The sequence below is a fragment of the Rossellomorea orangium genome (assembly GCF_019334305.1).
Taxonomy (GTDB): Bacteria; Bacillota; Bacilli; order Bacillales; family Bacillaceae_B; genus Rossellomorea.
Genome location: NZ_JAHWGH010000017.1, coordinates 275,258 through 302,106, shown reverse-complemented (window position 1 = coordinate 302,106; position 26,849 = coordinate 275,258). Strand labels below are relative to the sequence as shown.

Annotated in this window: 34 protein-coding genes; 25 read left to right on the top strand and 9 right to left on the bottom strand. The window is 44.2% G+C overall.

The genetic code is table 11. The features are described from left to right. Positions 1–94: 94 nt before the first annotated feature. Positions 95–1,357: a Y-family DNA polymerase gene (locus tag KYJ26_RS16305; RefSeq protein ID WP_219168426.1), complete on the top strand. Its 1,263-nt coding sequence runs from the start codon at positions 95–97 to the stop codon at positions 1,355–1,357. 20 nt (positions 1,358–1,377) lie between these two features. Continuing rightward, the gene (locus tag KYJ26_RS16300) at positions 1,378–1,710 is read left to right on the top strand and encodes a YolD-like family protein (protein ID WP_219168425.1); all 333 of its coding nucleotides are present in this window, start codon (positions 1,378–1,380) and stop codon (positions 1,708–1,710) included. 39 nt (positions 1,711–1,749) lie between these two features. Here the strand turns inward: KYJ26_RS16300 and KYJ26_RS16295 are convergent, their stop codons facing one another. Beyond that, complete coding sequence (locus tag KYJ26_RS16295; RefSeq protein WP_219168424.1) at positions 1,750–1,965, bottom strand: CDGSH iron-sulfur domain-containing protein; 216 nt, start codon at positions 1,963–1,965, stop codon at positions 1,750–1,752. 130 nt (positions 1,966–2,095) lie between these two features. Between KYJ26_RS16295 and KYJ26_RS16290 the strand changes: the two genes are divergently transcribed. Next, positions 2,096–2,428 (top strand): iron-sulfur cluster biosynthesis family protein, encoded by a 333-nt coding sequence (locus KYJ26_RS16290; RefSeq protein WP_219168423.1) that lies wholly within the window; start codon positions 2,096–2,098, stop codon positions 2,426–2,428. A gap of 44 nt (positions 2,429–2,472) precedes the next feature. Here KYJ26_RS16290 and KYJ26_RS16285 read toward each other — a convergent pair whose 3' ends face one another. The 5 genes from KYJ26_RS16285 to KYJ26_RS16270 all read right to left on the bottom strand — a co-directional run bounded on the left by KYJ26_RS16285 (position 2,473) and on the right by KYJ26_RS16270 (position 6,025). Beyond that, positions 2,473–2,901, bottom strand: coding sequence for a hypothetical protein (locus KYJ26_RS16285; RefSeq protein ID WP_219168422.1), 429 nt, complete (start codon positions 2,899–2,901; stop codon positions 2,473–2,475). 78 nt (positions 2,902–2,979) lie between these two features. Next, on the bottom strand, positions 2,980–3,795 hold the full coding sequence (locus KYJ26_RS16280) for an aminoglycoside phosphotransferase family protein (RefSeq protein WP_374939775.1): 816 nt from the start codon (positions 3,793–3,795) through the stop codon (positions 2,980–2,982). Positions 3,796–3,875: 80 nt separating this feature from the next. After that, positions 3,876–4,802 carry an alpha/beta hydrolase gene (locus tag KYJ26_RS16275; protein ID WP_219168420.1) on the bottom strand — a complete coding sequence of 309 codons (927 nt, stop codon included), beginning with the start codon at positions 4,800–4,802 and terminating at the stop codon, positions 3,876–3,878. A 130-nt stretch (positions 4,803–4,932) separates the two neighbouring features. Beyond that, complete coding sequence (locus tag KYJ26_RS24035) at positions 4,933–5,064, bottom strand: hypothetical protein (protein ID WP_257475086.1); 132 nt, start codon at positions 5,062–5,064, stop codon at positions 4,933–4,935. A gap of 61 nt (positions 5,065–5,125) precedes the next feature. Further along, a complete protein-coding gene (locus KYJ26_RS16270) occupies positions 5,126–6,025 on the bottom strand; it encodes a hydroxymethylglutaryl-CoA lyase (RefSeq protein WP_219168419.1) in 900 nt (299 codons plus the stop codon). 174 nt (positions 6,026–6,199) lie between these two features. On the opposite strand from KYJ26_RS16270, the gene KYJ26_RS16265 reads away from it, so the two are divergent. The 5 genes from KYJ26_RS16265 (at position 6,200) to KYJ26_RS16245 (ending at position 9,673) form a co-directional block, all read left to right on the top strand. Continuing rightward, positions 6,200–7,387, top strand: coding sequence for an acetyl-CoA C-acetyltransferase (locus KYJ26_RS16265; RefSeq protein ID WP_219168418.1), 1,188 nt, complete (start codon positions 6,200–6,202; stop codon positions 7,385–7,387). 36 nt (positions 7,388–7,423) lie between these two features. Continuing rightward, on the top strand, positions 7,424–8,116 hold the full coding sequence (locus tag KYJ26_RS16260; RefSeq protein ID WP_219168417.1) for a CoA transferase subunit A: 693 nt from the start codon (positions 7,424–7,426) through the stop codon (positions 8,114–8,116). 33 nt (positions 8,117–8,149) lie between these two features. Then, a complete protein-coding gene (locus KYJ26_RS16255; RefSeq protein ID WP_374939774.1) occupies positions 8,150–8,797 on the top strand; it encodes a CoA transferase subunit B in 648 nt (215 codons plus the stop codon). A 118-nt stretch (positions 8,798–8,915) separates the two neighbouring features. Then, positions 8,916–9,146: a YqkE family protein gene (locus tag KYJ26_RS16250; RefSeq protein ID WP_219168415.1), complete on the top strand. Its 231-nt coding sequence runs from the start codon at positions 8,916–8,918 to the stop codon at positions 9,144–9,146. Then, positions 9,125–9,673, top strand: a complete 549-nt coding sequence (locus KYJ26_RS16245; RefSeq protein WP_257475085.1) for a GrpB family protein — start codon at positions 9,125–9,127, stop codon at positions 9,671–9,673. Before KYJ26_RS16250 ends, KYJ26_RS16245 begins: the two co-directional genes overlap by 22 nt. Positions 9,674–9,699: 26 nt before the next feature. Here the strand turns inward: KYJ26_RS16245 and KYJ26_RS16240 are convergent, their stop codons facing one another. Together KYJ26_RS16240 and mciZ are read right to left on the bottom strand one after the other, a co-directional pair. Then, positions 9,700–10,623, bottom strand: a complete 924-nt coding sequence (locus KYJ26_RS16240) for an aldo/keto reductase (RefSeq protein WP_219168414.1) — start codon at positions 10,621–10,623, stop codon at positions 9,700–9,702. 79 nt (positions 10,624–10,702) lie between these two features. Then, positions 10,703–10,828, bottom strand: coding sequence for a Z-ring formation inhibitor MciZ (gene mciZ, locus KYJ26_RS16235; RefSeq protein ID WP_219168413.1), 126 nt, complete (start codon positions 10,826–10,828; stop codon positions 10,703–10,705). An 81-nt stretch (positions 10,829–10,909) separates the two neighbouring features. On the opposite strand from mciZ, the gene KYJ26_RS16230 reads away from it, so the two are divergent. Next, positions 10,910–11,458, top strand: a complete 549-nt coding sequence (locus KYJ26_RS16230; protein WP_219168620.1) for an NUDIX hydrolase — start codon at positions 10,910–10,912, stop codon at positions 11,456–11,458. A gap of 378 nt (positions 11,459–11,836) precedes the next feature. Here KYJ26_RS16230 and KYJ26_RS16225 read toward each other — a convergent pair whose 3' ends face one another. Then, the gene (locus tag KYJ26_RS16225) at positions 11,837–12,418 is read right to left on the bottom strand and encodes a GNAT family N-acetyltransferase (RefSeq protein WP_219168412.1); all 582 of its coding nucleotides are present in this window, start codon (positions 12,416–12,418) and stop codon (positions 11,837–11,839) included. A gap of 125 nt (positions 12,419–12,543) precedes the next feature. On the opposite strand from KYJ26_RS16225, the gene spoIIM reads away from it, so the two are divergent. The 16 genes from spoIIM to lysA all read left to right on the top strand — a co-directional run bounded on the left by spoIIM (position 12,544) and on the right by lysA (position 26,764). Next, positions 12,544–13,197 carry a stage II sporulation protein M gene (spoIIM, locus tag KYJ26_RS16220; protein ID WP_219168411.1) on the top strand — a complete coding sequence of 218 codons (654 nt, stop codon included), beginning with the start codon at positions 12,544–12,546 and terminating at the stop codon, positions 13,195–13,197. A gap of 111 nt (positions 13,198–13,308) precedes the next feature. Continuing rightward, complete coding sequence (fur, locus tag KYJ26_RS16215; RefSeq protein ID WP_219168410.1) at positions 13,309–13,767, top strand: ferric iron uptake transcriptional regulator; 459 nt, start codon at positions 13,309–13,311, stop codon at positions 13,765–13,767. A gap of 187 nt (positions 13,768–13,954) precedes the next feature. After that, positions 13,955–14,182, top strand: coding sequence for a YqzK family protein (locus KYJ26_RS16210; RefSeq protein WP_219168409.1), 228 nt, complete (start codon positions 13,955–13,957; stop codon positions 14,180–14,182). A 6-nt stretch (positions 14,183–14,188) separates the two neighbouring features. Continuing rightward, on the top strand, positions 14,189–15,082 hold the full coding sequence (gene xerD / locus KYJ26_RS16205; protein ID WP_219168408.1) for a site-specific tyrosine recombinase XerD: 894 nt from the start codon (positions 14,189–14,191) through the stop codon (positions 15,080–15,082). Between the two features lie 208 nt (positions 15,083–15,290). Then, positions 15,291–16,475 carry a phosphopentomutase gene (gene deoB / locus KYJ26_RS16200; protein WP_219168407.1) on the top strand — a complete coding sequence of 395 codons (1,185 nt, stop codon included), beginning with the start codon at positions 15,291–15,293 and terminating at the stop codon, positions 16,473–16,475. A 77-nt stretch (positions 16,476–16,552) separates the two neighbouring features. Further along, positions 16,553–17,368, top strand: coding sequence for a purine-nucleoside phosphorylase (locus KYJ26_RS16195; protein ID WP_219168406.1), 816 nt, complete (start codon positions 16,553–16,555; stop codon positions 17,366–17,368). Between the two features lie 39 nt (positions 17,369–17,407). Further along, on the top strand, positions 17,408–18,712 hold the full coding sequence (locus KYJ26_RS16190; protein WP_219168405.1) for a pyrimidine-nucleoside phosphorylase: 1,305 nt from the start codon (positions 17,408–17,410) through the stop codon (positions 18,710–18,712). A 492-nt stretch (positions 18,713–19,204) separates the two neighbouring features. Next, on the top strand, positions 19,205–20,371 hold the full coding sequence (locus tag KYJ26_RS16185) for a D-alanyl-D-alanine carboxypeptidase family protein (RefSeq protein ID WP_219168404.1): 1,167 nt from the start codon (positions 19,205–19,207) through the stop codon (positions 20,369–20,371). Positions 20,372–20,487: 116 nt separating this feature from the next. Further along, positions 20,488–20,838 carry an anti-sigma F factor antagonist gene (gene spoIIAA / locus KYJ26_RS16180; RefSeq protein WP_044340116.1) on the top strand — a complete coding sequence of 117 codons (351 nt, stop codon included), beginning with the start codon at positions 20,488–20,490 and terminating at the stop codon, positions 20,836–20,838. A gap of 1 nt (position 20,839) precedes the next feature. After that, a complete protein-coding gene (spoIIAB, locus tag KYJ26_RS16175) occupies positions 20,840–21,283 on the top strand; it encodes an anti-sigma F factor (RefSeq protein WP_219168403.1) in 444 nt (147 codons plus the stop codon). A gap of 12 nt (positions 21,284–21,295) precedes the next feature. Next, positions 21,296–22,060, top strand: a complete 765-nt coding sequence (sigF, locus tag KYJ26_RS16170) for an RNA polymerase sporulation sigma factor SigF (protein WP_219168402.1) — start codon at positions 21,296–21,298, stop codon at positions 22,058–22,060. Positions 22,061–22,293: 233 nt separating this feature from the next. Then, positions 22,294–22,914 (top strand): stage V sporulation protein AA, encoded by a 621-nt coding sequence (locus tag KYJ26_RS16165; RefSeq protein WP_219168401.1) that lies wholly within the window; start codon positions 22,294–22,296, stop codon positions 22,912–22,914. After that, positions 22,904–23,326 carry a stage V sporulation protein AB gene (locus KYJ26_RS16160; RefSeq protein ID WP_219168400.1) on the top strand — a complete coding sequence of 141 codons (423 nt, stop codon included), beginning with the start codon at positions 22,904–22,906 and terminating at the stop codon, positions 23,324–23,326. The genes KYJ26_RS16165 and KYJ26_RS16160 overlap by 11 nt, the downstream gene beginning before the upstream one ends. 22 nt (positions 23,327–23,348) lie before the next feature. Continuing rightward, entirely contained in the window at positions 23,349–23,945 is a 597-nt protein-coding gene (spoVAEA, locus tag KYJ26_RS16155) for a stage V sporulation protein SpoVABEA (RefSeq protein WP_219168399.1), read from the top strand. After that, a complete protein-coding gene (locus KYJ26_RS16150; protein ID WP_219168398.1) occupies positions 23,911–25,389 on the top strand; it encodes a spore germination protein in 1,479 nt (492 codons plus the stop codon). Before spoVAEA ends, KYJ26_RS16150 begins: the two co-directional genes overlap by 35 nt. 76 nt (positions 25,390–25,465) lie before the next feature. Then, entirely contained in the window at positions 25,466–26,764 is a 1,299-nt protein-coding gene (gene lysA, locus KYJ26_RS16145; protein ID WP_219168397.1) for a diaminopimelate decarboxylase, read from the top strand. Positions 26,765–26,849: the final 85 nt, after the last annotated feature.

The window sequence follows — 26,849 nt, the reverse complement described above, 5'->3', positions numbered from 1 at the left end:
ATTTAAGTTGAAAGGGAACGTATATTCGTATAAAATCATAACTATACTATATAAGAACGTTTGTTCTATTTTAGGTAAAATGGAGGGCGAAGATATGACTGTCGATTACAGTGTGCTGCCACACCACAAGATTTTGTGCATCGATATGAAGAGCTTTTATGCTAGCTGTTCGGCTGTCATGGAGGGGCTGGATCCTCTTGAATGCCACCTGGCTGTAGTGGGGGATAAAAGCCGGCAGGGAAGCATCGTGCTGGCTGCCTCGCCCAGGATGAAGAAGGACTTTGGTATCAAAACGGGTTCGCGGATGTTTGAAATTCCGAACGACTCGCGAATCCGGCTTGTAGAGCCGAAAATGGCGACGTATGTACGGATTTCGACGGAGCTTACCCGCCTGTTTCATCGTTATGTACCGAAGGATGCCATCCATACGTACAGCGTGGATGAAAGCTTCATCCAGATTGATGGAGCGACGAATCTCTGGGGGGATGCGACCACCATCGCCGGGAAAATCAAAGACGATATGGAAAGGGAATTCCAACTTCCATGCGCCATCGGGATCGGCCCCAACATGCTTCTGTCCAAGCTGTGCCTGGATCTTGAAGCAAAGAAAGAGGGGATTGCCGAGTGGACATACGAAGACGTCCCGGAGAAGCTGTGGCCCCTGTCACCGTTACGCGAGATGTGGGGGATAGGCGGACGCCTTGAAAAGACCCTCAATCGGATGGGAATCTTCTCTGTCGGGCAGTTGGCAAAGTATAACCTCGGGAAGCTTGAGGAGAAGTTCGGCGTGATGGGGAACCAGCTCTATCACCATGCATGGGGAGTGGATCTGTCCGAAATAGGGGCCCCGATCATGGATGGACAGATCAGCTTCGGCAAGGGTCAGATTCTCCTCAGGGATTATAAGGAGAAAAAGGAAATCAAACGCGTCATTTTAGAAATGTGCGAAGAAGTCGCGAGACGCGCCCGGACCCATCGAAAGGCTGGGAGGACCGTCAGCTTTGGAATAGGCTACAGCCACGAAGAATTCGGCGGCGGCTTCCACCGGTCAAGGACGATAGTGGAACCGACCAATATCACCATGGACTTGTACCGGGTGTGCCTGGAACTATTCGAAGAGAACTACAATGGAAAAACCGTCCGCAAAATCAACATCACTCTTTCAAATATAGTGGAGGACGGAGCGATGCAAGTGTCCCTTTTTGAGCCTGACCGTTGGGAAAAACGTGAGCTTGGGTATGTGGTGGATCGCATCCGGAATAGATATGGATCAGGGGCCCTTCTCCGCGCCGTCTCCTACACGGAAGCAGGAACAGCAAGGCATCGTGCCCGCCTGGTGGGCGGACATAAATCGTAAAGAATGGGGAGGTGAGAGAGTTGATCCGCGATCGAGGAAGAATCAAATGGACATCCATGATGCTCCCGGAGCATGTAAAACTCCTAAGGGATTGGGCCAAGGAAGATACACACGAAAAGAGGATCGAACTTGACGAGCAGGAGCTTGACAGGATGAATGAAGTCGTGGCGGAAGCGATGGAGTTCGCGAAGCTGGTGTCGATTACTCATTATGTGAAGTACCGTCATCAATTATTGATTGGCACCATTCACCATGTCGACTCAATGGAAGGCAAGCTGCACGTGGTCGACAGGTTTGAAGAGGTACACTATATTCCACTGGCAAGCGTTGTGGACATTCGTTTTTTTGAATGAAAAGAGAGACTTCGCGCGAAGTCTCTCTTTTCATTCAAACTACTCTTCGTCCAATATCTTTTCAGCACGAACGCAGGAATCGAATTTCCCCTTGTGTGAAGCATCGCAAAACGGCATGTTGGCAGATAAGCCGCAGCGACAAAGGGTAAACACTTGTTTGGTTGGAAACACATTCCCATCAGCATCGATCAGTTCCACATCGCCGCTAACGCGAAAAGAACCGTTATCATTCACTTTAATTTGAGCTTTTGTCATAAAAAACCACCCTTTCTAGAAAATACAAAAGAATCCCCACTATCGATAGTAAGGTGAAAAGAGCAAAAAAGCAATATTCTAAAAGGAACAAATAAAATGTGGTAGGATAAAGGGCAGAGGAGGTCATCAAATGAAAATCGAATTGACGAACGAAGCAATCCGAAAGATTCAGGATAAAATAGAAAACGAAAAAGGTCATCTCAAGCTAAAGTATGATACAGAAGGCTGTGGCTGTGTAGTGAGCGGCATTCCTACTTTATGGTTTGTCGAGCATCCCGCAGATGGTGAAGATATAGAAGTAGAAACGAACAGCTACCCGATACTCGTAGAAAAGTCAAAGATGGTCTTCCTCGATGAAGAGTTGAAAATCGACTTTTCCCAAGAAAGCAACACGTTTCAATTAAAAAGCCCCGGTCAGATCATTAATGGAAGAATGAGCTTTCTGATGTTTCCACGGGAATAGAAGTGAAAGCCTCCGGTCGGCGCCAACCGGAGGCTTTCACTGTTTTAAAAAAAATACCGCCAACCAAACGCAATAATGAATCCACAGGTGGAATACAGGAGGGTCCCAACGAAAAAAGGGGAGAGTACGGGTCTGAAAACCTGAATCGGTGAGGATAGACCGAATTTCTTTAAAAACAACATTTCCGTATTCATATTAAAACGGGAGTGATACGGGATCACCCAAGTGACAAATAGGAAGAAGACGCTTGAAATGAACAAGGCATCCTGGATGGCCATGTGGAAAAAGATATAGATGAAAAGAAGGGATAGAACTTCAAAGAAAAGGGTGAGGGAGAAAAGGAAGAGATGTTGGCGGAAGAGAGTAAGCCTATGAAGAAAACAGGTCTCAAATCTTCCCCACAAAGAAGCAAGGATCGCGATAAGCGCAATTCCTCCAAAAATATTTCCAAAGGCCAATGCGATTTCCCTCATAGAGAACCTCTCCCATTCCATGTTCTGTTTTTGCTCCTATTTTAACAGTAAATTCCATTATATGTAAAATAAAAAACGTTATTTCTCCAATAGCTCTTCAAACATCCCCGCCAAAGAAACCCCGGTTTTCCATCCATCCAAATCGCTCTCCACAGACCAGCATGCAGATAGAACTGCATGACAAAATCCATATGAGATCAACCGCTCGTAGGAGAGGGAAAGAAGGGAAGCCAAGGTCCCGGTCCTATACCGAAGCAGTTCGATGGGAGTATCCCACTTTTCCCACTCATTCAACATGAACTGAATGCAGTCATATTCTCTCTCTCCAAGCAGCCCTTTGGGATCGATGGCTGTCCAGCCTGAAGAATCAGAGTAGAGAATGTTTCCGTGATGGAGATCACCGTGAAGAAGATAGAGATCTGTGGAAGAACTCAGCAATTCCGGATAAAGGACTTCAGCTTTAGCGACGAGCTCATGAGGAATGGGGCCAGTTCCCCCGTTAAATCGTTCCCGTAACCTTCCAATTCCCTTTGACCAGGATTGAACCGTAGGATAGGTGTGGTTGCTGACAGGCTTATGCCAAAGTCGCTTGGCAGTATGGGAGAAGACAGAGAGCACCTCTTTTTCATCATTAATAGAGAGGAGGGAAGATCCCGGCATGAGGCGGTCTAAAAGAATCCAGCCTTCTTCCTTATTGAAGTCGAGCATCTTCACCATTCCCTTTCCTTGAAAATCCTGCAGAGCATGAAACTCATTGGAGAAATCACTGTTCGGATACCCGATCTTTAACACGGCGTCCCGCTCACACCCGATTTGGACCGGAATCACGAAGTTATAGCTCAGTGAAAAAGGATCACCGTAGGTTAACTGGAGTCGATTTTTTAATGACTCCATGAGTTCTTCCGTTACCGTAATCCAATCATCCCCCGCATCTCCGTACATCGTTTGCATTTTTAACCTGAAATCAGTTGGAATCATGAGACGACATCCTTTCCCTCTATAACAAATTGCTCTAAGAACCGTTGGATCAATTCCTCGTATTCTTCCGGGTTATCATTATACGACTGGGCATGGGTACCGCTGAAATCAAGGAAAAGCTCCTTTGGACCCTGTTTCTTCTCAAAAAGCTCCTTGGTCATTTGAGGAAGGATGAAATCATCGTTCTTGCTGTGAATGAATAATACGGGTTTTTGAATGTTTTGGACTACCGAAATAGGTGATAAATCCTTTAATGTGTAGCCTTGTCGCAGCTTCAGCGTACCATCCACGAGGGGGAGGAGGAATTTTGCAGGCATCTTCACTTCTGCACTCATCCGGTAGGCAAGCTGTTCACCAAAGTCGGAGAAGGGACAATCGGCAATATAAAAATCAGCCCGGTCCTCAACACTTCCGGCATAAAGAAGCAGAGTCGCAGCCCCCATGGATTCCCCGTGGATTCCGAAGAATACATCGTCCCCTTCCCGGCGGATCAGTTCATCCACGACCGCCTTCAGGTCATATTTCTCAAAGTATCCATAGCTCGTTGTCTTCCCCCCTGATTCCCCATGGCGCCTGTGGTCATAAATGACGGCGTTGAACCCCTGTTTGATGAAAAGGTTCATGTACTTGATGGAATTCCACTTGTTTTCCGTCACTCCATGGGAAAAGATCATGAATTTTTTATGAGGGTGGGGCTTCACGATTATCGCTTTAATATCATAACCGTACCGAGAAGGAATAAGGACTTCTTCTTTAGGAAGGGAGTCATACTCTTCTTCGATCAGCCGGGTCGATTCGGTTTCCCGAGCCCGGATGAAGTCATCCCCCTTTTTCGGTAAATACATAAATCGATTCGTAATATAAACCCCAAGCAGCCCGATAGAAGAAAGGGTGCCGCCGAGTATGGCCCATTTTTTTCTCATGTGTCATCACCTCAAAGGAATATCGTTTATTTTTATTGTAGCAAATAAAGGAAATAAGCGGAATTTTTGAGGATGAAAAAAAGTGCCTCAGGAAGAGACACTTCTTTTTAATCGGTGTTTAATACAGGACTTATGATTTAGCATTTTGTCCTTTAGTTGGATGAATGGCTTTATCAAGATCTTCTTTCGCCATGGTGTTTGAAACCGTATCTGCATTTGGTTTCCCTTTTTGACTGAATCCTTTATCGCGTTTTTGGCTCATGTAACTCATCTCCTTAGAGGGTATCATCTTTAGAATGCTCGAAGGAGAAAGGGCCTATGCATTAATGATTCAATTCATGGAGACGGTAGTAACCGCTTTCGATCGGGCGGCTGACATGCGGTTTAACGACTTCGATGGCATGTGCAAGCTTCTCCAGATCAATCCCTGTGATAATCCCCATGTCTTCGAGCATATACACAACATCCTCGGTTGCCACGTTTCCGGTCGCACCGGGAGCGAAAGGGCAGCCCCCAAGCCCGCCGGCACTTGTATCGAAGCGGTCGATCCCCGCTTGAAGGGACGCCAGGATATTCGCCAGGGCCATTTTGCGGGTGTCATGGAAATGTGCTGTCAGTAATGTATGAGGTAATTCCTGCTTCAACCTTGTAAAAAGATGATACGCTTCAGACGGATTGGCACGGCCGATCGTATCGGCGACGCTCAGTTCATCCACTCCCAAAGAAACAAATCGCTTACAAAGTGAAAGAGTGTCAAGAGGCTTGACCCTCCCTTCATATGGACAGTAGAAAGCGGTAGAAATGCAGGCTCTCACGAAATAGCCCTTTTCTTTTAACTCTGTAATAAGCGGCGCAAGGTCTTTAAGGGCTTCATCCGTTGTCTTATTGATGTTTTTTTGATTGAACGTGTTGCTCACGCCAACAAACACTGCGACAGACCGGCAGCCTGTTTCGTAAACCCGTTCCATCCCCTTTTTATTAGGAGCAAGTACCATATCGCGTGAATTCAGTGTCATGCAGGAATCGACAATGTCACTCGCATCCTGCATTTGTGGAACCCATTTCGGGGACACAAACGAAGTCAGTTCCATTTCGTTGATTCCCGATTGTTTCAAACGAAGGATAAATTCTTTTTTAACATCCGTCGGGACAAAATTCTTCTCATTTTGTAAGCCGTCTCTCGGACCTACTTCGATAATCGTAGCTTTTTTAGGTAAATTCATAATTTCCCTCCCTCTTTCATTTTAAGAAAATTTCGACATATAAATCAATATAAAAATTTTTTGACAAATTTAGAGGAATTTAACCGCTTACATAGAATGAGTTAAAGTGGAACTGTTTTCAGGAAGTAACGAATAGGCAAGCACATCAGTCAGAAGAGAAAGGGAGGAAGAAAGATGTCGAATGAAGTTGTCATTGTGAGTGCAGTACGCACAGCCATCGGAAGCTTTAACGGATCTTTAAAAGGTATTTCCGCTCCGGAACTTGGAGCGATCGTGATTAAAGATGCCCTTGAAAAGGCTGGTTTAAGCGGTAGTGATGTGGATGAAGTGATCATGGGGAATGTGTTGCAGGCAGGATTGGGTCAAAATCCCGCCCGTCAAGCATCCATCAAAGCAGGACTGCCTGAGCAGGTACCTGCCATGACGATAAATAAAGTATGTGGATCAGGATTAAAAACGGTTCATCTCGCAACGCAGGCAATCCTCGCAGGGGATGCTGACATCATCGTTGCAGGTGGAATGGAAAATATGAGTCAGGCTCCATATTTACTGCAGGGAGCAAGGGAAGGTTACAAAATGGGGGACCAGAAAGTCGTCGACAGCATGATATCAGACGGCTTATGGTGTGCCTTTAATGATTACCATATGGGTGTGACGGCAGAGAATCTATGTGACCGTTACTCTCTGACAAGAGAAGAACAGGACGAATTCGCTGCATGGAGTCAGCAGAAAGCTGCTGCTGCCATCGAATCCGGCCGATTCGATGATGAGATCGTTCCGGTTTCCATTCCGCAACGAAAAGGGGATCCCATCGTGTTCAGTCAGGATGAGTTCCCGCGTAAAGGCTCAACTGCCGAGAAGTTATCTGGACTTCGGGCTGCCTTCAAAAAAGATGGCTCTGTGACAGCCGGCAATGCATCGGGCATCAATGATGGAGCAGCTGCTGTTGTCGTCATGTCCAGGAAGAAAGCAGACGAACTTGGCATCACGCCTCTAGTGACGATCAAAGGGAACGCAAATGCAGGTGTGGATCCAAGCGTCATGGGAATCGGACCTGTGGCCGCGGTGAAGAAAGTATTGGAAAAAACAAAGATGACAATTGAGGACATGGAATTAATTGAAGCAAATGAAGCATTCGCTGCTCAATCATTAGCCGTGGATAAGGAACTTCAGTTCAAGAAAGATGCCCTGAATGTGAATGGGGGAGCCATTGCTCTAGGTCATCCGATTGGAGCCAGTGGAACACGAATTCTGGTGACGTTGATCCATGAAATGAAAAAAAGAGGCGTTCAAAACGGATTGGCTACCCTTTGTATCGGTGGTGGACAGGGAGTAGCAACAGTTGTTGAACTTCATAAATAAGAAATTGAAAAAATCCAAATTCGAGGAGGGAATACAATGAAAGAAGTATACACGTCATACGACGAAGCCGTGGCAGACATCCACGATGGAGCCACATTAATGGTTGGAGGATTCGGTCTGTGCGGGATCCCTGAAAAGCTCATCCTTGCCCTTGTGAAAAAGGGTGTGAAAAACCTGACCGTCATTTCAAATAACTGTGGTGTAGACGACTGGGGACTGGGTTTATTACTGCAAAATAAGCAGATTGATAAAATGATAGGTTCATATGTCGGGGAAAACAAAGAATTTGAGAGACAGGTTTTATCGGGAGAGCTTGAGGTGGAACTCGTTCCTCAAGGCACTCTTGCGGAGAAAATCCGTGCAGGTGGTGCAGGGATCCCTGCCTTCTACACGCCTGCAGGTGTCGGGACGCCGGTAGCGGAAGGAAAAGAAACACGGACATTCAATGGGAAAGAATATTTACTAGAAGAAGCCTATACGGCAGACTTCTCGCTTGTACGGGCGTGGAAGGCCGACAAGATGGGGAATCTGATTTATAACAAAACGGCTCAAAACTTTAATCCGATGATTGCAGCTGCCGGGAAAGTGACGATCGCCGAAGTCGAGGAGCTTGTTGAAATCGGTGACATCAATCCGAATGAAGTCCACACACCAAGCATCTATGTTCAGCGCCTGATTCAGGCCGAGCAGGAGAAGCGCATTGAAAGAAGAACAGTAAAGCAAGCATAGGAAGGAGAGTGGAACGGAATGGAGCGTGCCAAAATGCGTGAAAGAATAGCAAGAAGAGCAGAAAAGGAAATTGAAGATGGTTTCTATGTCAATTTAGGAATCGGGATGCCTACACTGGTGGCCAACTATATAACAGAAAACAAACAGGTTGTCCTTCAATCGGAAAATGGATTACTCGGTATAGGCCCTTATCCGGGGGAAGACGAAGTGGATGCCGACCTTATCAACGCCGGAAAAGAGACTGTCACAGCGATTCCGGGCTCCTCTTACTTTGATAGCTCTGAGTCATTCGGAATGATACGAGGAGGGCATATCGATATCGCCATCCTCGGAGGAATGGAAGTAGCCGAAAACGGGGACCTTGCCAACTGGATGATTCCGGGGAAGATGATTAAAGGAATGGGCGGAGCGATGGATCTCGTCCATGGGGCCAAGCGTATCATCGTCATCATGGAGCATGTCAATAAGGCGGGTGAGAGCAAGATCCTGAAGGAATGCACGTTGCCATTGACAGGTAAAGGCGTTGTGCACCGCATCATCACGGATCGTGCCGTGATGGATGTAACGGAGGAAGGATTACTCCTCCGTGAAGTGGCAAACGGCTTCTCGGTGGAAGATATCCAATCATCCACGGATGCCAAGCTGATCATCGGGGAAGATGTGAAACTCGAAGCCTATTGATGTAAACAGCCGGTTAGGAGGAGGTGTATTCCCCCTTTTAACCGGCTTTTTTTGAGCCTGACTTTTGACTAAAATCATAAAAAGAATTATAACTATGACAGATAGGGGGAATCAGGACATGTCTAAGAAAAAGAAACAGGAAGCAGAAATGACGTTAAAAAACTCAATCAGTGGCGACCTCTTTGAACAATTGAAAGAAAAGAAAGCAGAGCTTGAAAAGGTAGAGTCTGTGAAGAAGGAAGAAGAGCGACTCCGGAAAATAGAAGAGAAGAAACAGCGTGAGAAAAATAAAAGCTTTGAAGAGTTGTTAAATGAAAGCAATATGAATTGGAAGAATTACAAGGATTGATGAGGGATGTAAAAGTGGTGCCTCATCAAGCTGTCTGGAAAGAGACATTTGAAAAGGAAAAACGCATCCTGACTAAGCTTCTTCCCGATGCAGCCATTCATCATATAGGGTCGACTTCCGTACCGGGATTAGCCGCTAAACCGATCATAGACATATTAATTGAAGTGCCCGACTTCGAGGGTGTTGATTACCTGACAGACGAATTCAATCAACTGGATTTTGTGGGGAAAGGTGAGAATGGCATCACGAATCGCCGCTATTTTTATAAGGGAGAAGGTAATGAGAGAGCCGTCCATCTTCACATTTTCCCTTATGGAATTCATCATGTGATCAGGCACATAGCGTTTCGCGATTATTTAAGAGAGCATGACGGGGAAGCCCGACGGTATGGTGAACTGAAGTCAATGCTTGCAAAGAAGTTCCCGCAGGATATGGAGGGCTACATTCAAGGGAAAGATCAATTTGTGAAGGACCTTGAGAAAAAGGCGTTAAGCTGGCATGAAAATAATAAGCGGGCAGGGAATTAAGAAACCCTGACCCGCTTAGTTTTCATTCAATCTCTGTGTTGCTCATATCGTGATAATTTTGTTAATTGTTTTAGCATCTCAAGCTCATTGGAAGATAGGGGTCCTGAATTGACAGCATCGACGTTTTCCTGAAGCTGTTGAACAGAACTTGCTCCAGGGATGACAGCAGCCACCGGCTCATGAGCGAGAATATATTGAAGGGCAAGTTCGTTCATTGAACGGTTGTCCCCCATTTTTCCATGGATGGACTTCAGAGTTTCTTCAAGCTCTTGATAAGAATAGTCCAGATAGCCATCCTCTTTCATTTTGGCGGATGCTTTGGAAAGCATCTTTTCAGAAAGAAGCCCTTTAGCCAAAGGACCTCGTGCCACGATGCTCACCTTATTTTCATCCAGGAGGTCCATCCATTCTTCCGGTCGGCGATCGAGCAGGCTGTACTGCATCATCACGCTCTCAATGGAAGCAGAAGTCAAGAAACGTTTGATGACATTCGGCCGGATGGAAGAAATGCCATAATAGCGAATCAGCCCTTCTTTCTTCAATTCTTCAAAAGCTTCGATCGTTTCTTCGAAATGGTCTTCAATCGTCCCTCCGTGAAGCTGATAAAGATCAATATAGTCGACTTTCAGGCGGGAAAGACTGTCCTTAACGGCAGACTTGATATACGATTTGGAAGGGTCCCAGCGCCAGCCGTCTTCCACGTCATCCCAGCGGTTCCCGACTTTAGTTGCCAGAATGATATCGCCCCGCACCTCAGAGATGGCTTTACCGACGATTTCCTCATTTTGGCCAAAGTCGTATAAATCAGCGGTATCAAGATAGTTGATTCCATTATCTAAAGCATGTTTCACAATGTCCTTGGCTGCACTTTCTTCGGTTCCAAGGGACATACAGCCGAGCCCCATTTTTGATACATGTAAAGCGGAGTTACCTATTTGTCTTTTTTCCATAGTATCCGTCCTTTCGACATTAGCACTCTCTATTATATTAACGAAAGTGAGGACGAATAAACAAAGAAAACGGCTGCCTTCAACGATTGGCTTCGATCCATTCCTTTACCGTGGCGTAGTGTTGATTATATTGCTTCAGCTTTGCCTTGATTTCCCAAGCTTTACCTACCAGGATGATCCGGTCTTTTTCAGCGATCACCTTCAAGGGTTTTCACCTCGATCCTAGAATTGGATATGGTAAAATGTATGAGGACAAGGTGGATGACAGAACAAGGAGAGTTGAATGATGAAAAAATTTGAAGAAAAAACACTCAACACGGAAAGTATCTATCAAGGAAAGATCATTGATCTTCAAGTGGATGAAGTGGAGCTTCCAAATGGGAAAACATCCAAGAGGGAACTCATTAAGCATCCTGGGGCCGTGGCGGTCATTGCGTTAACACCGGAAGGGAAATTGGTGATGGTGGAGCAGTATCGTAAAGCTCTGGAGAAATCCATTATTGAAATTCCTGCAGGGAAGCTTGAGCCGGGGGAAGAACCTGATAAAACGGCCCTTCGTGAGCTGGAAGAAGAAACGGGATATGGATGCGGGGATCTTGAACATTTGATTTCGTTTTATACGTCACCGGGATTTGCCGATGAACTTGTCCACTTATATGTGGCTCGCGACCTTTATTCCATTCAGGAGTCAAGAGAGACGGATGAGGATGAATTTGTCGAATTAATTGAAGTGACAGTGGAGGAAGCCCTCCAGCTCATAAAAGAACAGCGGATTTATGATGCGAAAACGGCTTATGCGGTTCAGTATTTGCAGCTGCAGAAGCTTATGGGATAAGAAATGAATGAAGCTGGACTCCGTTTGAGAAGGAGTCTGGCTTTTGTTTGGATGGAAAGGGTAAAATGCGCAATTGAACCTGATTTTGACGCAATTAATAAAAATATGACACAATTACTTTGGATTATGACGCAATTAGGACTTCCTGTCCGGCTTTGTACAAAATAACTGCCCCCATGTGTAAGGGCATATTCTATCAATCTTCTATCTTCAATTGAAAAAAGACCTTAAGTAACTCCTAATACAAAATTAAAGGTCAAATTTTCAAAAATAAGAGAGATAAATCATAAATACACAAGCTCTCCCATATCTCAATCACCTCAACCTCAACCACATACCCAGACCGGTCAAACAACCGGCCTGACTTCCATGCAGTAATCAAATCTCAATCAGATCACCAGGAACAAGGGAATATACACACGTATCCCGTCCATCAATCCCGTTCTCATCAAGGTGATCATTCCTAAAGAGACCCTCAAGCTTGAATCCCAGCCTCTCAGGCACCTTCCGTGAGGCAGAATTTCTCTCATCACAACGAATTTCCACCCTTCTGCAGGAAAGATCATTCAGAGCAAAACGGGTCAGCGCCTTCACAGCTTCAACGATATATCCCTTCTTTGTGTGTTTCGTGTGAAGCCAATATCCGATTTCCACTTTAGGTACGTCCCAATCAATGCGGTGAAGTCCCGTGGAACCGATGAATTCATTCGTTTCTTTCAAATAGATATGTAGCCGGATATCGGTCTTTTTAATGAACTCTGCATAAGATTCCCGGACACCGGCCTCGACTTCTTCAAGGGTGCTTTCTTTCCGGGCGAAGGGGAGCCATGGTTTTAACTCATTTCTCGAATCAGAAATGGCACGAAACACATCTGAGCCGTCACCAGGCATGCATGGCCGAATATAAAGGCGTCGAGTTTCAATTCTGGAGGGGAATTCGATTAAACTTGGTTTATGCATTCTATATTCCTCCTATTCAAGTTTCTATGATTATACGTTTATCCCTATAGAAGTTCAATAGAATAGAATAAACGTGTACTACCGTACATATAGATTAGTAATCGATATCTAGGAGGAGCACTGTGATGCGTAAAAAAATATCAAATTCAAATCCACTCGTTCAACATGTACAAGCACATTCCTCAATCTATTTATTTATCATAACGCTGTTTTTAATGGGAATCATTTTTGGTGCCATTGTCGTTAATTCCTTGTCTTTTGCCCAAAAGGAGGACCTGTATTTTTATTTGAGTAAGTTCTTCAGTGAAATGGAGGATGGGAGTATGACGTCTTCAGAAGAACTTTTCCGTCAGAGCTTCCTTCATAATGTGAAGTATCTAGGGTTGATGTGGCTCCTTGGCATTTCAATCATCGGACTTCCCCTCATCTTTGTTCTATTATTCATGAAAGGTGTCGTGGTTGGTTTTTCCGTAGGATTCCTTGTGAATCAAATGAGCTGGAGCGGGTTTTTATTATCTTTTGTGAGCATATTGCCACAAAACATCATCATTATACCTGCATTCATCTTCATCGGGGCGATCAGTGCGAACTTCTCCCTTACATTGATACGAAAGATTTTTATGAGGCATACCTCATCCATGCAGTTCCAGATGATCCCTTTTCTGTCCAGATACGTCATCTTCATGGTGGTGGCAATCGGGATCGTCACCGTCGCCGCTAGTATTGAAGCTTATCTTTCTCCTAATTTAATGGAAGCGGTCATATCGAAATTGAAGTGAAATGGTTCTTATGTAAGAATCATTTCATTTGTTTGATTATAATTATTTTATTTTGCTTCTTCCTCCCTTTTTGATATAATAGTAAAGACATTGACGAGGGAGGAAGGGACTATGGAAAGCCGCATTGAACGAATCAAAAAACAGCTTCATTCTGCCAGCTACAAGCTTACGCCACAGCGTGAAGCAACGGTACGCGTGTTATTGGAACATGAAGAAGACCACCTCAGCGCCGAAGATGTATACCTCCTCGTTAAGGAAAAATCTCCGGAAATTGGACTGGCAACCGTATATCGTACATTGGAATTGTTATCTGAACTGAAAATTGTGGATAAAATCAATTTTGGCGATGGTGTATCGCGATATGATCTCAGACAAGAAGGGGCAGCCCACTTCCATCACCATTTAGTATGTATAGAATGTGGAGCGGTCGATGAAATCCAAGAAGATCTTTTGGAAGATGTGGAAACGATTGTCGAACGTGATTGGAAGTTTAAAATAAAAGATCACCGACTCACCTTTCATGGGATTTGTTCCAGATGCCATGATAAAGATGAAAATCCAGAAGAATAAGAAGATGCCTGAAAGCCTTAAAGACCCCTGTGTTGTTTCTCATCCGGAAACATCCCATACATACTCTTTAAGGCTTTTTTTCATACTTACATAGAATTTTTCGCAGTTTCTGACTCCATAAGGTATAAAACGATTCAAAATCGTCATAGCTTGTATTAATAGGCCAGCGAATATGGAGGATGACAGAATGATTAAAGGGGTCCAAATGGTATGGCAGACCATTAAGGTGTTTATTTTATTTACGGGATCAACGATTTTGTTTTACTATGGTATTATGTGGATCAGTGAAGAGTACGAAGGCTATCACAGGTATGATGAGCCCGAGGGAGCAGCGGTAAAGGTATATTCTTCCGTCACAGATGAAGAAAGCCATTGGTATGACCGATTATTATTTTTTTATATGAACGGGGAGTAATGCAGTGTGGAAGACCATATTCAAGATTTCATGCACTTTCTAATAGTAGAAAAAGGGCTGGCCAAAAATACGATCGAGTCGTATCAGCGTGATTTAAAGAACTATAGCTTATATTTAACGAAGGTGGAAGAAGTAGAGGAACTGAACGCCGTATCAAGGGTGAATATCCTTCAATTTCTTGGCCATTTGAAAAGTCAGGGAAAGTCATCTAAAACCGTCGCCCGTCATGTAGCATCCATCCGGTCCTTTCATCAATTCCTTTTGAGGGAAAAGACGACGGAACAGGATCCGACGGTGCATATCGAGACGCCGAAGACTGAAAGGACACTACCTAAGATTTTAAGTATCGCTGAAGTGGAAGCCTTGCTTGAAGCCCCTGAAGAATCCACTCCGTTAGGGATGAGAGACAAGGCTATGCTTGAAATCCTATATGCGACCGGTATCAGGGTGAGCGAGCTCATCCAGCTTAAATTGGATGATGTCCATTTGACGATGGGGTTTGTCCGATGCATCGGAAAAGGGAATAAAGAGAGGATTATCCCGATCGGTCAGACGGCCATGAGTGTCCTTGAGAAATACTTAGGCGATGCACGGCTGAAATTACGAAGCCAGAAGCACCGAGATGATCATCTCTTTTTGAATCATCATGGTAAAGGTCTAACAAGACAAGGATTTTGGAAGAACCTGAAGGCTCTTGCCAAGAAAGCCAATATAGAGAAAGATTTGACGCCTCACACTCTTCGTCATTCATTTGCCACTCATTTATTGGAGAATGGGGCAGATCTCAGGGCGGTCCAGGAAATGCTCGGGCATGCAGATATTTCCACCACCCAAATTTATACACATGTAACGAAAACGCGATTAAAGGATGTCTATTCGCAATTCCATCCAAGAGCTTAATAGTATGAGGGGAGATTCCATAAAGAAATTACGATTCTTTAAGGGATCTCTCTTGTTTTTTTTGAATGGGAAAAGTAGAATATAGATGTCAGACTTCTGACGTTAAATCCTGTCGATTGCTATAAAGCAGATAAGGGTATGATACGATTGAAGATCGAAAATGTAACCGCTTTTTTAAAAAAGGATCATATATAGGAGGTTTGCTTGAATGAGTAATTATACATACAAACGGATTCACTTGATTGTAATGGATTCTGTCGGTATCGGGGAAGCACCCGATGCAGAACTATTCAACGATAAGGGATCGGATACCATTGGCCACATTGCTGAGCATATGAACGGGCTCAACATGCCGAATATGGGAAAACTCGGGCTTTCAAATATTAAAGAAGTGAAGGGTATTGAAAAGGCCGACAAGCCCCTTGCTTATTTCACAAAAATGCAGGAAGCATCTGTCGGGAAAGACACGATGACAGGTCACTGGGAAATCATGGGCCTTAATATCGATAAACCGTTCAAGACGTACCCGGATGGTTTTCCTGAAAAACTCATTCAAAGACTTGAAGCTGAAACGGGCAGGACGATCATTGGAAACAAGCCTGCGAGTGGAACTGAAATCATTGAAGAGTTAGGCAAAGAACATATGGAAACAGGGGCTCTGATTGTCTATACTTCAGCTGACCCTGTCTTACAGATCGCTGCTCATGAAGACATCATCCCGATTGAGGAACAGTATAAGATCTGTGAAATTGCCCGTGAAATCACGAAAGAAGAGGAATACCTGGTGGGACGGGTGATTGCCCGTCCATTCGTCGGGGAGCCGGGAGCGTTTAAACGCACATCCAATCGCCATGACTATGCGTTAAAACCCTTTGACCGTACCGTTATGAATGAATTGAAAGATTCCGGCTTTGATGTGATCGCCATTGGCAAAATATCAGACATTTATAATGGTGAAGGGGTGACCGAATCCATTCGGACGAAGCATAACATGCACGGAATGGATGGACTCGTTGAATCATTCGATCAAGACTTCACTGGCTTAAGCTTCCTGAATCTTGTTGACTTCGACGCGTTATATGGACATCGTCGCGATCCAGAAGGATATGGGAAGGCGTTGGAAGAATTTGATGCACGCCTGCCTGAAGTGTTCGAGAAAATGACAGAAGATGATCTTCTTATCATTACAGCCGATCACGGGAACGATCCTACCGCTCCAGGAACAGACCATACGAGGGAGTATGTTCCACTTCTCGTATATTCAAAGCGTTTTGATGTAGGGAAAGAACTTCCTGTATCTGAAACATTCGCAGATATCGGGGCAACAGTTGCAGATAACTTCAATGTTAACATGCCGAAGTTCGGCCAAAGCTTCTTGACGAAATTAAAATAAAAAATACGAGTAGGAGAGGGATGAAGCTGAACGAAAGGCTCATTTCCTCCTCTTTACGTTGAAAAGGAGTAAAGAAAATGAATTACGAAAATATCCAAAACGCAGCCAATCATTTGAAAAATCAATATACAGGACAGCCGAAGGTCGGATTGATCCTGGGATCCGGACTTGGTGTCCTTGCTGATGAAATCCAAAACTCGGTGAAAATCCCTTATAAGGAGATTCCGGACTTCCCCGTTTCAACGGTTGCCGGTCATGCCGGGCAATTAGTGTTTGGCCAATTAGCGGGGCAGGAAGTCGTAGCCATGCAAGGGCGCTTTCACTATTATGAGGGATATGGTTTTGATAAAGTGACATTCCCTGTTCGTGTAATGAAGGAACTTGGCGTCGAGGTATTGATTGTGACCAATGCAGCCGGTGGAGTGAATGAAAGCTTCCAGGCAGGGGATTTGATGCTGATTTCAGATCATATCAACAATATGGGCGGCAATCCTCTAATTGGAGCGAATGACTCCCGCTTGGGGCCAAGATTCCCTGATATGTCAGAAGCGTATTGTAAAGATCTTCGTCAAAAAGCGAAAGCAATCGCAAAGACACTATCCATTGAAGTGCAGGAAGGTGTTTATGTAGGAAATACAGGCCCTACTTATGAAACGCCTGCTGAAGTTCGCCTTGCACGCACCCTTGGCGGTGATGCAGTCGGGATGTCAACGGTACCGGAAGTCATCGTGGCCCGTCATGCAGGAATTAAAGTACTGGGAATTTCATGTATTTCAAATATGGCTGCAGGAATTTTGGATCAGCCTCTTTCCCATGATGAAGTCATGGAAACGACGGAAATGGTCCGCGCCAATTTCCTTTCATATGTGAAAGAAATCGTGAAATCATTATAAAAACTGATTCAGAAAAATTGAAAAGAGTGGGTGACAACAATGAGAATGGTTGACTTAATAGAGAAGAAGCGTGAAGGAAAAGAGTTATCTACTGAAGAAATCAAATTCATCGTGGAAGGGTATACGGACGGAAGCATCCCTGATTACCAGGTGAGTGCCTTGACGATGGCCATTTTCTTTAAAGATATGAGTGATAGAGAAAGAGCGGACCTGACGATGGCCATGGTTGAATCAGGGGATCAGATTGATTTGTCCGCCATTGAAGGGATTAAAGTCGATAAGCACTCCACTGGTGGAGTAGGTGACACAACGACACTTGTACTTGGACCGCTTGTGGCATCTGTTGGTGTCCCAGTAGCGAAGATGAGTGGAAGAGGCCTTGGTCATACAGGAGGTACAATCGACAAGCTGGAATCCGTAGAAGGCTTCCACGTGGAAATTGAAAACGATGAGTTCATCCGTTTGGTGAACAAGAATAAACTTGCTGTCATCGGTCAAAGTGGCAACTTGACGCCTGCTGATAAAAAGTTGTACTCGTTGCGTGACGTAACGGCAACGGTCAACAGCATTCCGTTGATTGCAAGCTCGATCATGAGTAAAAAGATCGCAGCTGGTGCAGATGCCATCGTCCTTGACGTGAAAACGGGTGCTGGTGCCTTCATGAAGACACTTGATGATTCGAAGAACCTGGCTAAAGCAATGGTGAACATCGGGAACAACGTGGGAAGAAAAACGATGGCGGTCATTTCCGATATGAGCCAGCCCCTTGGATATGCCATCGGGAACGCCCTTGAGGTGAAGGAAGCGATCGATACATTAAAAGGGGAAGGTCCTGAAGATTTAACGGAACTGTGTCTGACTCTTGGAAGCCACATGGTATTACTGGCAGAGAAAGCTTCAACGTTAGAAGAAGCAAGAGCGTTATTACAACAAGCGATTGAAGACGGATCGGCTCTTGAGAATTTCAAGGTATTCCTTGAGTCACAAGGCGGAGATCCTTCTGTGGTGGATGAACCATCCAAGCTTCCTCAAGCAAAGTACAAGATCGAGCTTGAAGCGAAACACGATGGGTATGTTTCTGAAATCGTGGCCGATGCTGTCGGAACAGCTGCCATGTGGTTGGGAGCGGGCCGTGCAACAAAGGATTCTGTCATCGACCTGGCTGTTGGTCTTGAACTTCGTAAAAAGATCGGAGATGCCGTCAAAGCCGGTGAATCACTTGCTACCATTTACAGCAACGATGAAAACATCGACAACGTGAAAGAAAAATTATATGAAAGCATTAAAGTAACATCTGAACATGTGGAAGCACCTACATTGATTCATACTGAAATCACGGGTTGATATTTAGTTTTAACAAAGCCTTTGCCGAAGGGATATTCTCCTTTGGCAGGGGTTTTTTTGTTGGATTTAAATAGAGTGAGGGGATGTAATTTTCCATTTATTGTAATAAAGCGCGATTATTGAAGAAAATGACGCAATAATTCTAAAAATGACGCAATCGCCGATGAAAATGACGCAATAAAATTAAAAATGACGCAATCACCAATGAAAATGACGCAATTCATAAGAACGGTAGCTTTTTTAAGCATGCAAACCCCAACTGAAGCAGTCTATAATACCAAATCCTCAAGCAAAATAATCATTTCTCATATTCCGAATTCACATTTTTTTCAAATAACCGATACCCTTTTTCTTCAACAAACCACCATTTTACACCTAGCTCCTCCCCCGCCTCTACTTTTTTACCAATGTTTGTATAAAAATGATGAGGATGGAAAAAATGGATCTATGAGTATTGAAATTATAACGAGATTTTGATTGGAGGACAGTTGGATGAAACGTTTAGCGTATATAATGGTGACATTTGTTTTGACAGCTTTTCTTTTTCCTTCGATGGGGTTTGCACAGGAAAAGAAATCCGAATTGGCAGATGTAGCGAAATCAGCAATACTAATCGAGCGTGACACAGGAGCGGTACTATACGAAAAGAACAGTCATGAAAAGCTGGCACCTGCGTCCATGACAAAGATCATGACTATGACTTTGATCATGGAAGCCCTTGAAAAAGGTCAAATAAAGTGGGAAGACAAAGTTCGAGCAAGTGAATACGCTGCTTCAATGGGAGGATCCCAGATATTCCTGGAGCCGGGTGAAAGCATGTCTGTCGAAGAAATGTTGAAGGGGATTGCCATTGGATCTGCCAATGACGCCTCTGTAGCCATGGCTGAGCATATCGCAGGCAGTGAAGAAGCCTTCGTTGAGAAGATGAACAAAAAGGCGAAGGAGCTCGGATTAAATGAAACTCATTTTAAAAATCCGACAGGTTTACCTTCCAAAGATCATTACAGTTCGGCACATGATATGTCCATGATGGCGAAGGAGCTTTTAAAATATGAAGGGATCACAAAATTCACGGGCAGTTATGAATCCTATTTACGTGAAGGTTCGGATAAAAAATTCTGGCTTGTGAATACGAATAAATTGGTCCGCTTCTATGACGGTGTAGACGGATTGAAAACAGGTTTCACGAATGAAGCGAAATATTGTCTTACAGCAACGGCTAAGAAAGACAATATGAGAGTGATCGCCGTCGTTTTCGGTGCTCCAACGCCGAAAGAACGGAACAATGAGGTCAGTAAAATGCTTGATTATGCCTTCAATCAGTATTCAACCAAGCCTCTATTCAAAAAAGGTGACAGCCTGGCCAAGGTGAAGGTGTCCAAAGGGAAAGATAACAAAGTCGAAGCAGTGACGGATGAGCCGATTTCGCTCCTGGCCCAAAAAGGAGAAAAATTGGATGGAATCAAACAAAAGGTCACTCTATCCAAAGATTTAAAAGCTCCCATTCATAAAGGGGATAAAGTCGGTACACTCGTGGTGACGAATAAAGGGAAAAAAGTAGTGGAAAGTACCCTCGTTGCCAAGAAAGATGTAAACGAAGCCAGCTGGTGGGAACTATACAAAAAATCCTTCGGGCTTTTCACAAAGGTCGGGAAATAAACCCGAAAATAACCTCTAATTATGACGAATTCCTTCTAGTTTTGTCATGGAGAAGGAATTTACTAAAAGAATAGCGAAATGACTCACTATACGACAGAGAAGGAGGCTTTCTGATAGTGAGTCTTGCTATTAACTTAGAAGTCAAAAAAGATGTACTATGTGTCCGTTTAAGTGGTGAGTTGGATCATCATACTGCCGATGAGCTCAGGGAAAAAGCTTCGAATCTGATTGAAAGTGAGAATGTGAAGCATATCATTTTGAATTTAGAGGAATTAAGCTTTATGGATAGTTCAGGTTTAGGTGTCATTTTGGGAAGATACAAGCAGATCAAGCAAAAGCATGGAGAAATGGTGGTATGTGCGATTTCCCCTTCTGTAAACCGATTATTTGAAATGTCAGGGCTGTTTAAGATCATTCGTCTTGAACCATCTGAAGAAAATGCATTACAAAGATTGGGGGTCGCATAACATGAGAAATGAAATGAACATTCAATTCAGTTCTTTAAGCCAAAATGAGTCTTTTGCCCGGGTGACTGTTGCATCATTTATAGCCCAGCTGGATCCGACCATGGATGAATTGACCGAAATCAAGACCGTCGTCTCGGAAGCCGTTACCAATGCAATCATTCATGGATACGATAACAGGCCGAATGGGACAGTGTATATTTCTGTAATCATGGAAGAAAATAGATTTATTGATATGACCATTCGCGATGAAGGAATCGGGATCGGAGACGTTGAGGAAGCCCGTCAACCTCTATTCACGTCCAAACCTGAGCTTGAACGTTCTGGAATGGGCTTTACCATTATGGAGAATTTCATGGATGAAATAGAAGTGTCATCACACCCAGGTACAGGCACCACGGTTAGATTGAAGAAGCACTTGACCAATAGTAAAGCGCTATGCAATTAAGGAGTCGTGCCCATGGATGTCGAAGTGAAAAATGAAAAGGAACAGCCTTTTTTGAAGGATCACGAGGTGAAAGAGCTGATTAAGAAAAGCCAGGGTGGCGACCAAAGCGCAAGGGACATAATCGTCCAGAAGAACATGCGCCTCGTATGGTCCGTCGTCCAACGCTTTCTAAATCGGGGATATGAGCCGGATGATCTCTTCCAAATAGGCAGTATCGGGCTGCTGAAATCAGTGGATAAGTTTGATTTAACCTACGATGTCAAGTTTTCGACTTACGCTGTCCCGATGATCATCGGGGAAATCCAGCGATTCATCCGGGATGACGGGACGGTCAAGGTGAGTCGCTCACTGAAGGAAATGGGAAACAAAATCAGGAAAGCGAAGGATGAGCTCTCGAAGAAATTCGGCAGGGTTCCGACCGTCAGTGAGCTTGCGGAGCATCTTGAATATTCCGTTGAAGAGGTCATCATGGCCCAGGAAGCGAGCCGTGCCCCTTCCTCGATCCATGAAACCGTGTATGAAAATGATGGAGATCCCATCACGCTTTTAGATCAAATCGCTGATAATACGGATAACAAATGGTTTGACAAGATTGCTTTAAAGGAAGCCATCCGAGAACTTGATGACCGGGAGCGTCTGATAGTCTATTTAAGGTACTATAAAGATCAGACCCAATCAGAAGTAGCAGACCGGCTGGGTATATCACAGGTACAGGTATCGAGGCTGGAGAAGAAGATATTACAAACGATGAAAGATCATATGCACACAGAGTCATAAATGAAATACCCTTGTTGGTTCAATTACCTTTGAACCAACAAGGGTGTTTTTTTATTGACAATCATTTGAAATTTTCTCCAATGCGAATAGCGTCAGTCCTTCTGGTTCGGTACCATTCCTCTCACTCGAGCGATTGATTCATCCCTTCCACCAAATGGTCATTACATAAATAAATTACGTTAATCCATACTATTGGTACGAAGGGAAAATCATGTTTTCAGGAAGTGAACTGCATGGAAGGTATCTTGTATATACGCTTACGCCATCGAGTGCAGGTAAGGGAAGAGAGCATGGTCAAGCTTTCTCAGTTGGCTCAAATCATAGCACCTGATGAGGTCGTGGAGGATATAAAGGATATCCCGATTCACCAGGTGACCCCCTCAGATAAAAACATTATCGTAGTGGATATCATGAGAGTCATAAGGGAAGTATGCAAAGAGCATTCGGGCCTGGATATACAGACGATCGGGCCCACACAGAGCATCATTGAAGTGATCTATGAGAAAAAGAAAGTCTCTCTCCCGTTATTCATTGGCGTGTGGTTACTATTATTCATCGGTGCGGCCCTGGCGATTATGAATTTCCATGAGGATGTAAGTATGAGAGAAGTTCATCAAAGGCTGTATCATTTTGTGACAGGAGGAGTGGATCCTCATCCTTTATTGTTCCAGGTTCCCTATTCATTTGGTTTAGGTCTTGGAATGGTCTTGTTTTTCAATCATGTGTTTCGAAAAAGACTCAATGAAGAGCCCAGCCCTCTCGAGGTCGAAATGTTTAACTACCAGCAGGACTTAGATCAATATGTCATCATGCACGAAAATAAAGAAAGTCAGAAGAAACTAGATGACCATTAATGTATTGATCACCGTATTCATCGGATTCGCTGGTGGACTGGCAGTGGGCTCAGGGTTTGTCGCTTTTTTAACTGTATTGGGAATCATTCCGCGATTAACCCAATTAACGAAAACAATGAAGATGATTCATTACTATGAAATGGCTGTCATTACCGGCGCCCTCACAGGAGGGTTCATCAGCCTGAATGATTACACTCTCCATTTTTCCCCATTAGTCCTTATCCCAATCGGACTCATGAGTGGAGTATTCATCGGACTTTTGGCTGCCGCGTTGACGGAAGTATTAAATGTGTTTCCAATCCTCGCCAAACGAATAGGGATCGATGGTCAGATTGTGATTCTGATCATGGCCATCGTATTTGGGAAGATTTTCGGTTCACTATTTCATTGGCTCTATTTGGTACATCAATAATCAGCAAGGGGCAGGGGTTCATATGGACAATAAACGGAAAGTGATCCTGATAACAGATGGAGACGAATATGCGAAGCGTGCCATTGAGTGCGTTGCGAAAGAGTATGGGGGCAGGTGCATCTCAAGCTCTAAAGGAAATCCATCTGTACTGTCAGGACCAGAAGTCGTAAAACTGATCAAAAGAGCCAAAAACGACCCTGTCTTTGTCATGTTTGATGATAGTGGATTCATTGGGGAAGGTGCCGGTGAGCGTTCCTTAAAATATGTTGCGAATCACCCAGATGTTGAAGTCCTTGGAATCATCGCCGTTGCCAGTAAAACACGACAGGCAGAATGGACCCGTGTGGATGTGTGCATTGATAAGTTTGGAGAGTTGACGCCATATGGTGTAGATAAATTCGGCGTACCTGAAATGGACGTAGGCAGATTGACTGGTGATACCGTCTATTGCCTGGATGAACTCGTTGTCCCGGTTATAGTAGGGATTGGTGACATAGGTAAAATGGCCAAACGGGATCATTACTCACAAGGAGCCCCCATCACGAGAAAAGCAGTGGAAATCATCTTAGAAAGGAGCGGATATCATGCCTCAAAAGAAGAAGGAAACACCGATTCCTAAAGATTTAACAGTCATTGAAGATTACATGAAAAATCACGTTGGACTGAACACCAGTTTCGATATAGGTGTGCGTAAGTTGATGATATTGAAAAAAGGGGTTCATTTTTACTATATAAATGGTCTGACAGATGCATCCTATATCATTGAAATAGTAGAAGAACTCGTAGAAATCAACGACCATGAGCGGGCGACAAGCCGATTGTATGATATCGTACATAATCGTCTCGTCCATCAATCCGTGGAGCCGGTCAAAACGATCGAAGAAGCAGTGGACGAAGTGCTCTCCGGGTTAATTGCGGTCTTTGTTGAAGGCTACGAAGAAGCATTGATTGTGGATGTCCGTAGCTATCCTGGAAGGCAGCCATCGGAACCTGATACAGAGAAAGTGGTACGCGGTTCCCGTGACGGATATGTAGAGAATATCATTGTGAATACCGCATTAACCAGACGGAGAATCAGGGACCCCAGACTGAGGTTTGAAATATTTCGCATAGGGGAACGCTCTAAGACGGATATTTCCATTGCGTATATCGACGATGTGGCAAATCCAAGCCTGATTGAAGTCATCAAGAAAGAATTAAAAAGCATAAAAATTGATGGATTGACTATGGCGGACAAAACGGTGGAAGAATTTCTTGTAAAGCAGGGGTATAACCCATACCCTCTGGTCAGATACACAGAAAGAGCGGACGTTGCCGCTACTCATTTATTAGAAGGGCATGTACTGATCTTTGTCGATACGTCCCCAAGTGTCATCATCACTCCGACCACATTTTTTCATCACCTCCAGCATGCTGAGGAATACAGGCAGTCACCGGCAGTCGGTACATTTGTAAGATGGACACGCTTTGTTGGGGTGCTTGCTTCATTATTCCTTCTGCCCTTATGGTATTTATTTGTTCTAGATCCGTCGTTGCTTCCGGAAGTGATTAAGTATGTCGGTCCTCAGGAACAGACCAACATTCCTGTCATCGTGCAATTATTCATTGCTGACATGGGGGTTGAAATGTTCAGGATTGCAGCCATTCATACGCCGACGCCGCTCTCGACGGCCATGGGTTTGATTGCAGCTGTTTTAATCGGGCAAATCGCCATCGACGTCGGGCTTTTCCAGCCTGAAGTCATCTTATATGTAGCGGTAGCTTCAATCGGTACGTTTGCAACCCCAAGTTATGAATTAAGTGTAGCGAATAAGATGGCAAGGCTTCTCCTTCTGGTGGCAGTTGCTTTCTTCCATATACCTGGGTTGATGATAGGTAGCACCCTCTTTATTCTGTTTGTATCAAATATTAAGTCACTTAATACACCATATCTTTGGCCGCTCTTACCTTTCAGCCCGAAGGCATTTATGCAGATCCTTGTCAGGAAATCGGTACCGGGATCAAAAATTCGTCCAAGCATCGTCCAACCGAGAAACAAATACAAACAACCGGCTAAATCTTAGAATATTGCAACAATTCTCATTCTGTGGTAAATTACGTTGTAATAGTAGAGCATGACAGAGGGGAATGAGGAGTTTCGTGTATCTTCATGGATCAGCAAAAATCAAAAATGGGAACTTAGAGATAGGAGGGGTGAGTACCATAGAGCTGGCAGCTCAATATGGTACACCCCTTTATGTCTATGACACTAAACTTATAAGAGAGCGTGCTAGGGGCTTTAAAGAAACATTTGAATCACTTGGAGTGAAAGCGGAAGTCGCCTACGCGAGTAAAGCATTTTCCTGTATTGCGATCTTTCAAGTAATGAAGGAAGAAGGATTATCCCTGGACGTCGTTTCAGGAGGAGAGCTGTTTACTGCACTGAAGGCAGGATTTCCACCAGAGCGAATTCATTTTAATGGAAATAATAAGTCAAGAGAAGAACTGATGCTCGCCATCGAGCAAGGAATCGGCTGTATCGTCGTCGATAATTTTCATGAGTTGAAGCTTGTAAGCAAGTTATCAAGCTCACTGGAACGGTCAACAAAAGTATTGTTAAGAGTGACGCCGGGAATTGAAGCCCACACTCATGATTACATCCTTACGGGGCAGGAAGATTCGAAATTCGGCTTCGATTTAGCCAATGGTCAGGCAGAAAAGGCAATGAAAATGGCGATGGACTCTGCAGCGATTGAATTGTTGGGTCTGCACTGCCATATCGGGTCACAGATCTTTGAAACGACCGGTTTCATTCTTGCCGCCAGGAAGATCATTGAAAAGGTTGCTCAGTGGAGTTCACAGTATAACTTTCATCCGAAGGTCATTAATCTGGGTGGAGGGTTTGGAATCCGATATACGAAAGAAGATGACCCGATTCCTCCTGCTCAATATGTGAAGGAAATGATTGCTGCTGTTAAAGAAGAAGCAGAAAAATACAATTTAATGATGCCTGAGATTTGGATTGAACCCGGACGTTCTCTTGTCGGGGATGCAGGGACCAGCCTTTATACAATGGGATCACGGAAAGACGTACCAGGAATCCGTAAGTATGTAGCAATCGATGGGGGAATGAATGATAATATCAGACCTGCCCTGTATAAGGCGAAGTATGAAGCGGTCATAGCAAATAAAGCTGGCCTGGTTGAGGAAGAAACGGTTTCCATTGCAGGGAAATGTTGTGAGTCCGGGGATATGTTGATATGGGATTTACCATTGCCAATGTCAGAACCCGGAGATATTCTTGCGGTTTTCTGTACAGGTGCCTACGGGTATTCCATGGCGAATAATTACAATAGGATCCCGCGTCCCGCCGTTATATTTGTCGAGGACGGGGGAGCAAGATTAGCGGTTCAGAGGGAAACATATGATGACTTAATCAGGCTTGATGAAACGTTTTGAAGAAAAGGGGTCTAGTCTTTAAGTATATCATACTTAAAGACTACTTTTTTTGCTTCCTGGATTACATACTTTAACAATTATCGTT

Coding starts and splice junctions, on each gene's coding strand:
- KYJ26_RS16305 (WP_219168426.1), top strand. CDS start 95: ATGACTGTCGATTACAGTGTGCTGCCACACCACAAGATTTTGTGCATC.
- KYJ26_RS16295 (WP_219168424.1), bottom strand. CDS start 1,965: ATGACAAAAGCTCAAATTAAAGTGAATGATAACGGTTCTTTTCGCGTT.
- KYJ26_RS16290 (WP_219168423.1), top strand. CDS start 2,096: ATGAAAATCGAATTGACGAACGAAGCAATCCGAAAGATTCAGGATAAA.
- KYJ26_RS16285 (WP_219168422.1), bottom strand. CDS start 2,901: ATGAGGGAAATCGCATTGGCCTTTGGAAATATTTTTGGAGGAATTGCG.
- KYJ26_RS16280 (WP_374939775.1), bottom strand. CDS start 3,795: ATGGAGTCATTAAAAAATCGACTCCAGTTAACCTACGGTGATCCTTTT.
- KYJ26_RS16275 (WP_219168420.1), bottom strand. CDS start 4,802: ATGAGAAAAAAATGGGCCATACTCGGCGGCACCCTTTCTTCTATCGGG.
- KYJ26_RS24035 (WP_257475086.1), bottom strand. CDS start 5,064: ATGAGCCAAAAACGCGATAAAGGATTCAGTCAAAAAGGGAAACCAAAT.
- KYJ26_RS16270 (WP_219168419.1), bottom strand. CDS start 6,025: ATGAATTTACCTAAAAAAGCTACGATTATCGAAGTAGGTCCGAGAGAC.
- KYJ26_RS16265 (WP_219168418.1), top strand. CDS start 6,200: ATGTCGAATGAAGTTGTCATTGTGAGTGCAGTACGCACAGCCATCGGA.
- KYJ26_RS16260 (WP_219168417.1), top strand. CDS start 7,424: ATGAAAGAAGTATACACGTCATACGACGAAGCCGTGGCAGACATCCAC.
- KYJ26_RS16255 (WP_374939774.1), top strand. CDS start 8,150: ATGCGTGAAAGAATAGCAAGAAGAGCAGAAAAGGAAATTGAAGATGGT.
- KYJ26_RS16250 (WP_219168415.1), top strand. CDS start 8,916: ATGTCTAAGAAAAAGAAACAGGAAGCAGAAATGACGTTAAAAAACTCA.
- KYJ26_RS16240 (WP_219168414.1), bottom strand. CDS start 10,623: ATGGAAAAAAGACAAATAGGTAACTCCGCTTTACATGTATCAAAAATG.
- KYJ26_RS16230 (WP_219168620.1), top strand. CDS start 10,910: ATGAAAAAATTTGAAGAAAAAACACTCAACACGGAAAGTATCTATCAA.
- KYJ26_RS16225 (WP_219168412.1), bottom strand. CDS start 12,418: ATGCATAAACCAAGTTTAATCGAATTCCCCTCCAGAATTGAAACTCGA.
- spoIIM (WP_219168411.1), top strand. CDS start 12,544: ATGCGTAAAAAAATATCAAATTCAAATCCACTCGTTCAACATGTACAA.
- fur (WP_219168410.1), top strand. CDS start 13,309: ATGGAAAGCCGCATTGAACGAATCAAAAAACAGCTTCATTCTGCCAGC.
- KYJ26_RS16210 (WP_219168409.1), top strand. CDS start 13,955: ATGATTAAAGGGGTCCAAATGGTATGGCAGACCATTAAGGTGTTTATT.
- deoB (WP_219168407.1), top strand. CDS start 15,291: ATGAGTAATTATACATACAAACGGATTCACTTGATTGTAATGGATTCT.
- KYJ26_RS16195 (WP_219168406.1), top strand. CDS start 16,553: ATGAATTACGAAAATATCCAAAACGCAGCCAATCATTTGAAAAATCAA.
- KYJ26_RS16190 (WP_219168405.1), top strand. CDS start 17,408: ATGAGAATGGTTGACTTAATAGAGAAGAAGCGTGAAGGAAAAGAGTTA.
- KYJ26_RS16185 (WP_219168404.1), top strand. CDS start 19,205: ATGAAACGTTTAGCGTATATAATGGTGACATTTGTTTTGACAGCTTTT.
- spoIIAB (WP_219168403.1), top strand. CDS start 20,840: ATGAGAAATGAAATGAACATTCAATTCAGTTCTTTAAGCCAAAATGAG.
- sigF (WP_219168402.1), top strand. CDS start 21,296: ATGGATGTCGAAGTGAAAAATGAAAAGGAACAGCCTTTTTTGAAGGAT.
- KYJ26_RS16165 (WP_219168401.1), top strand. CDS start 22,294: ATGGAAGGTATCTTGTATATACGCTTACGCCATCGAGTGCAGGTAAGG.
- KYJ26_RS16160 (WP_219168400.1), top strand. CDS start 22,904: ATGACCATTAATGTATTGATCACCGTATTCATCGGATTCGCTGGTGGA.
- spoVAEA (WP_219168399.1), top strand. CDS start 23,349: ATGGACAATAAACGGAAAGTGATCCTGATAACAGATGGAGACGAATAT.
- KYJ26_RS16150 (WP_219168398.1), top strand. CDS start 23,911: ATGCCTCAAAAGAAGAAGGAAACACCGATTCCTAAAGATTTAACAGTC.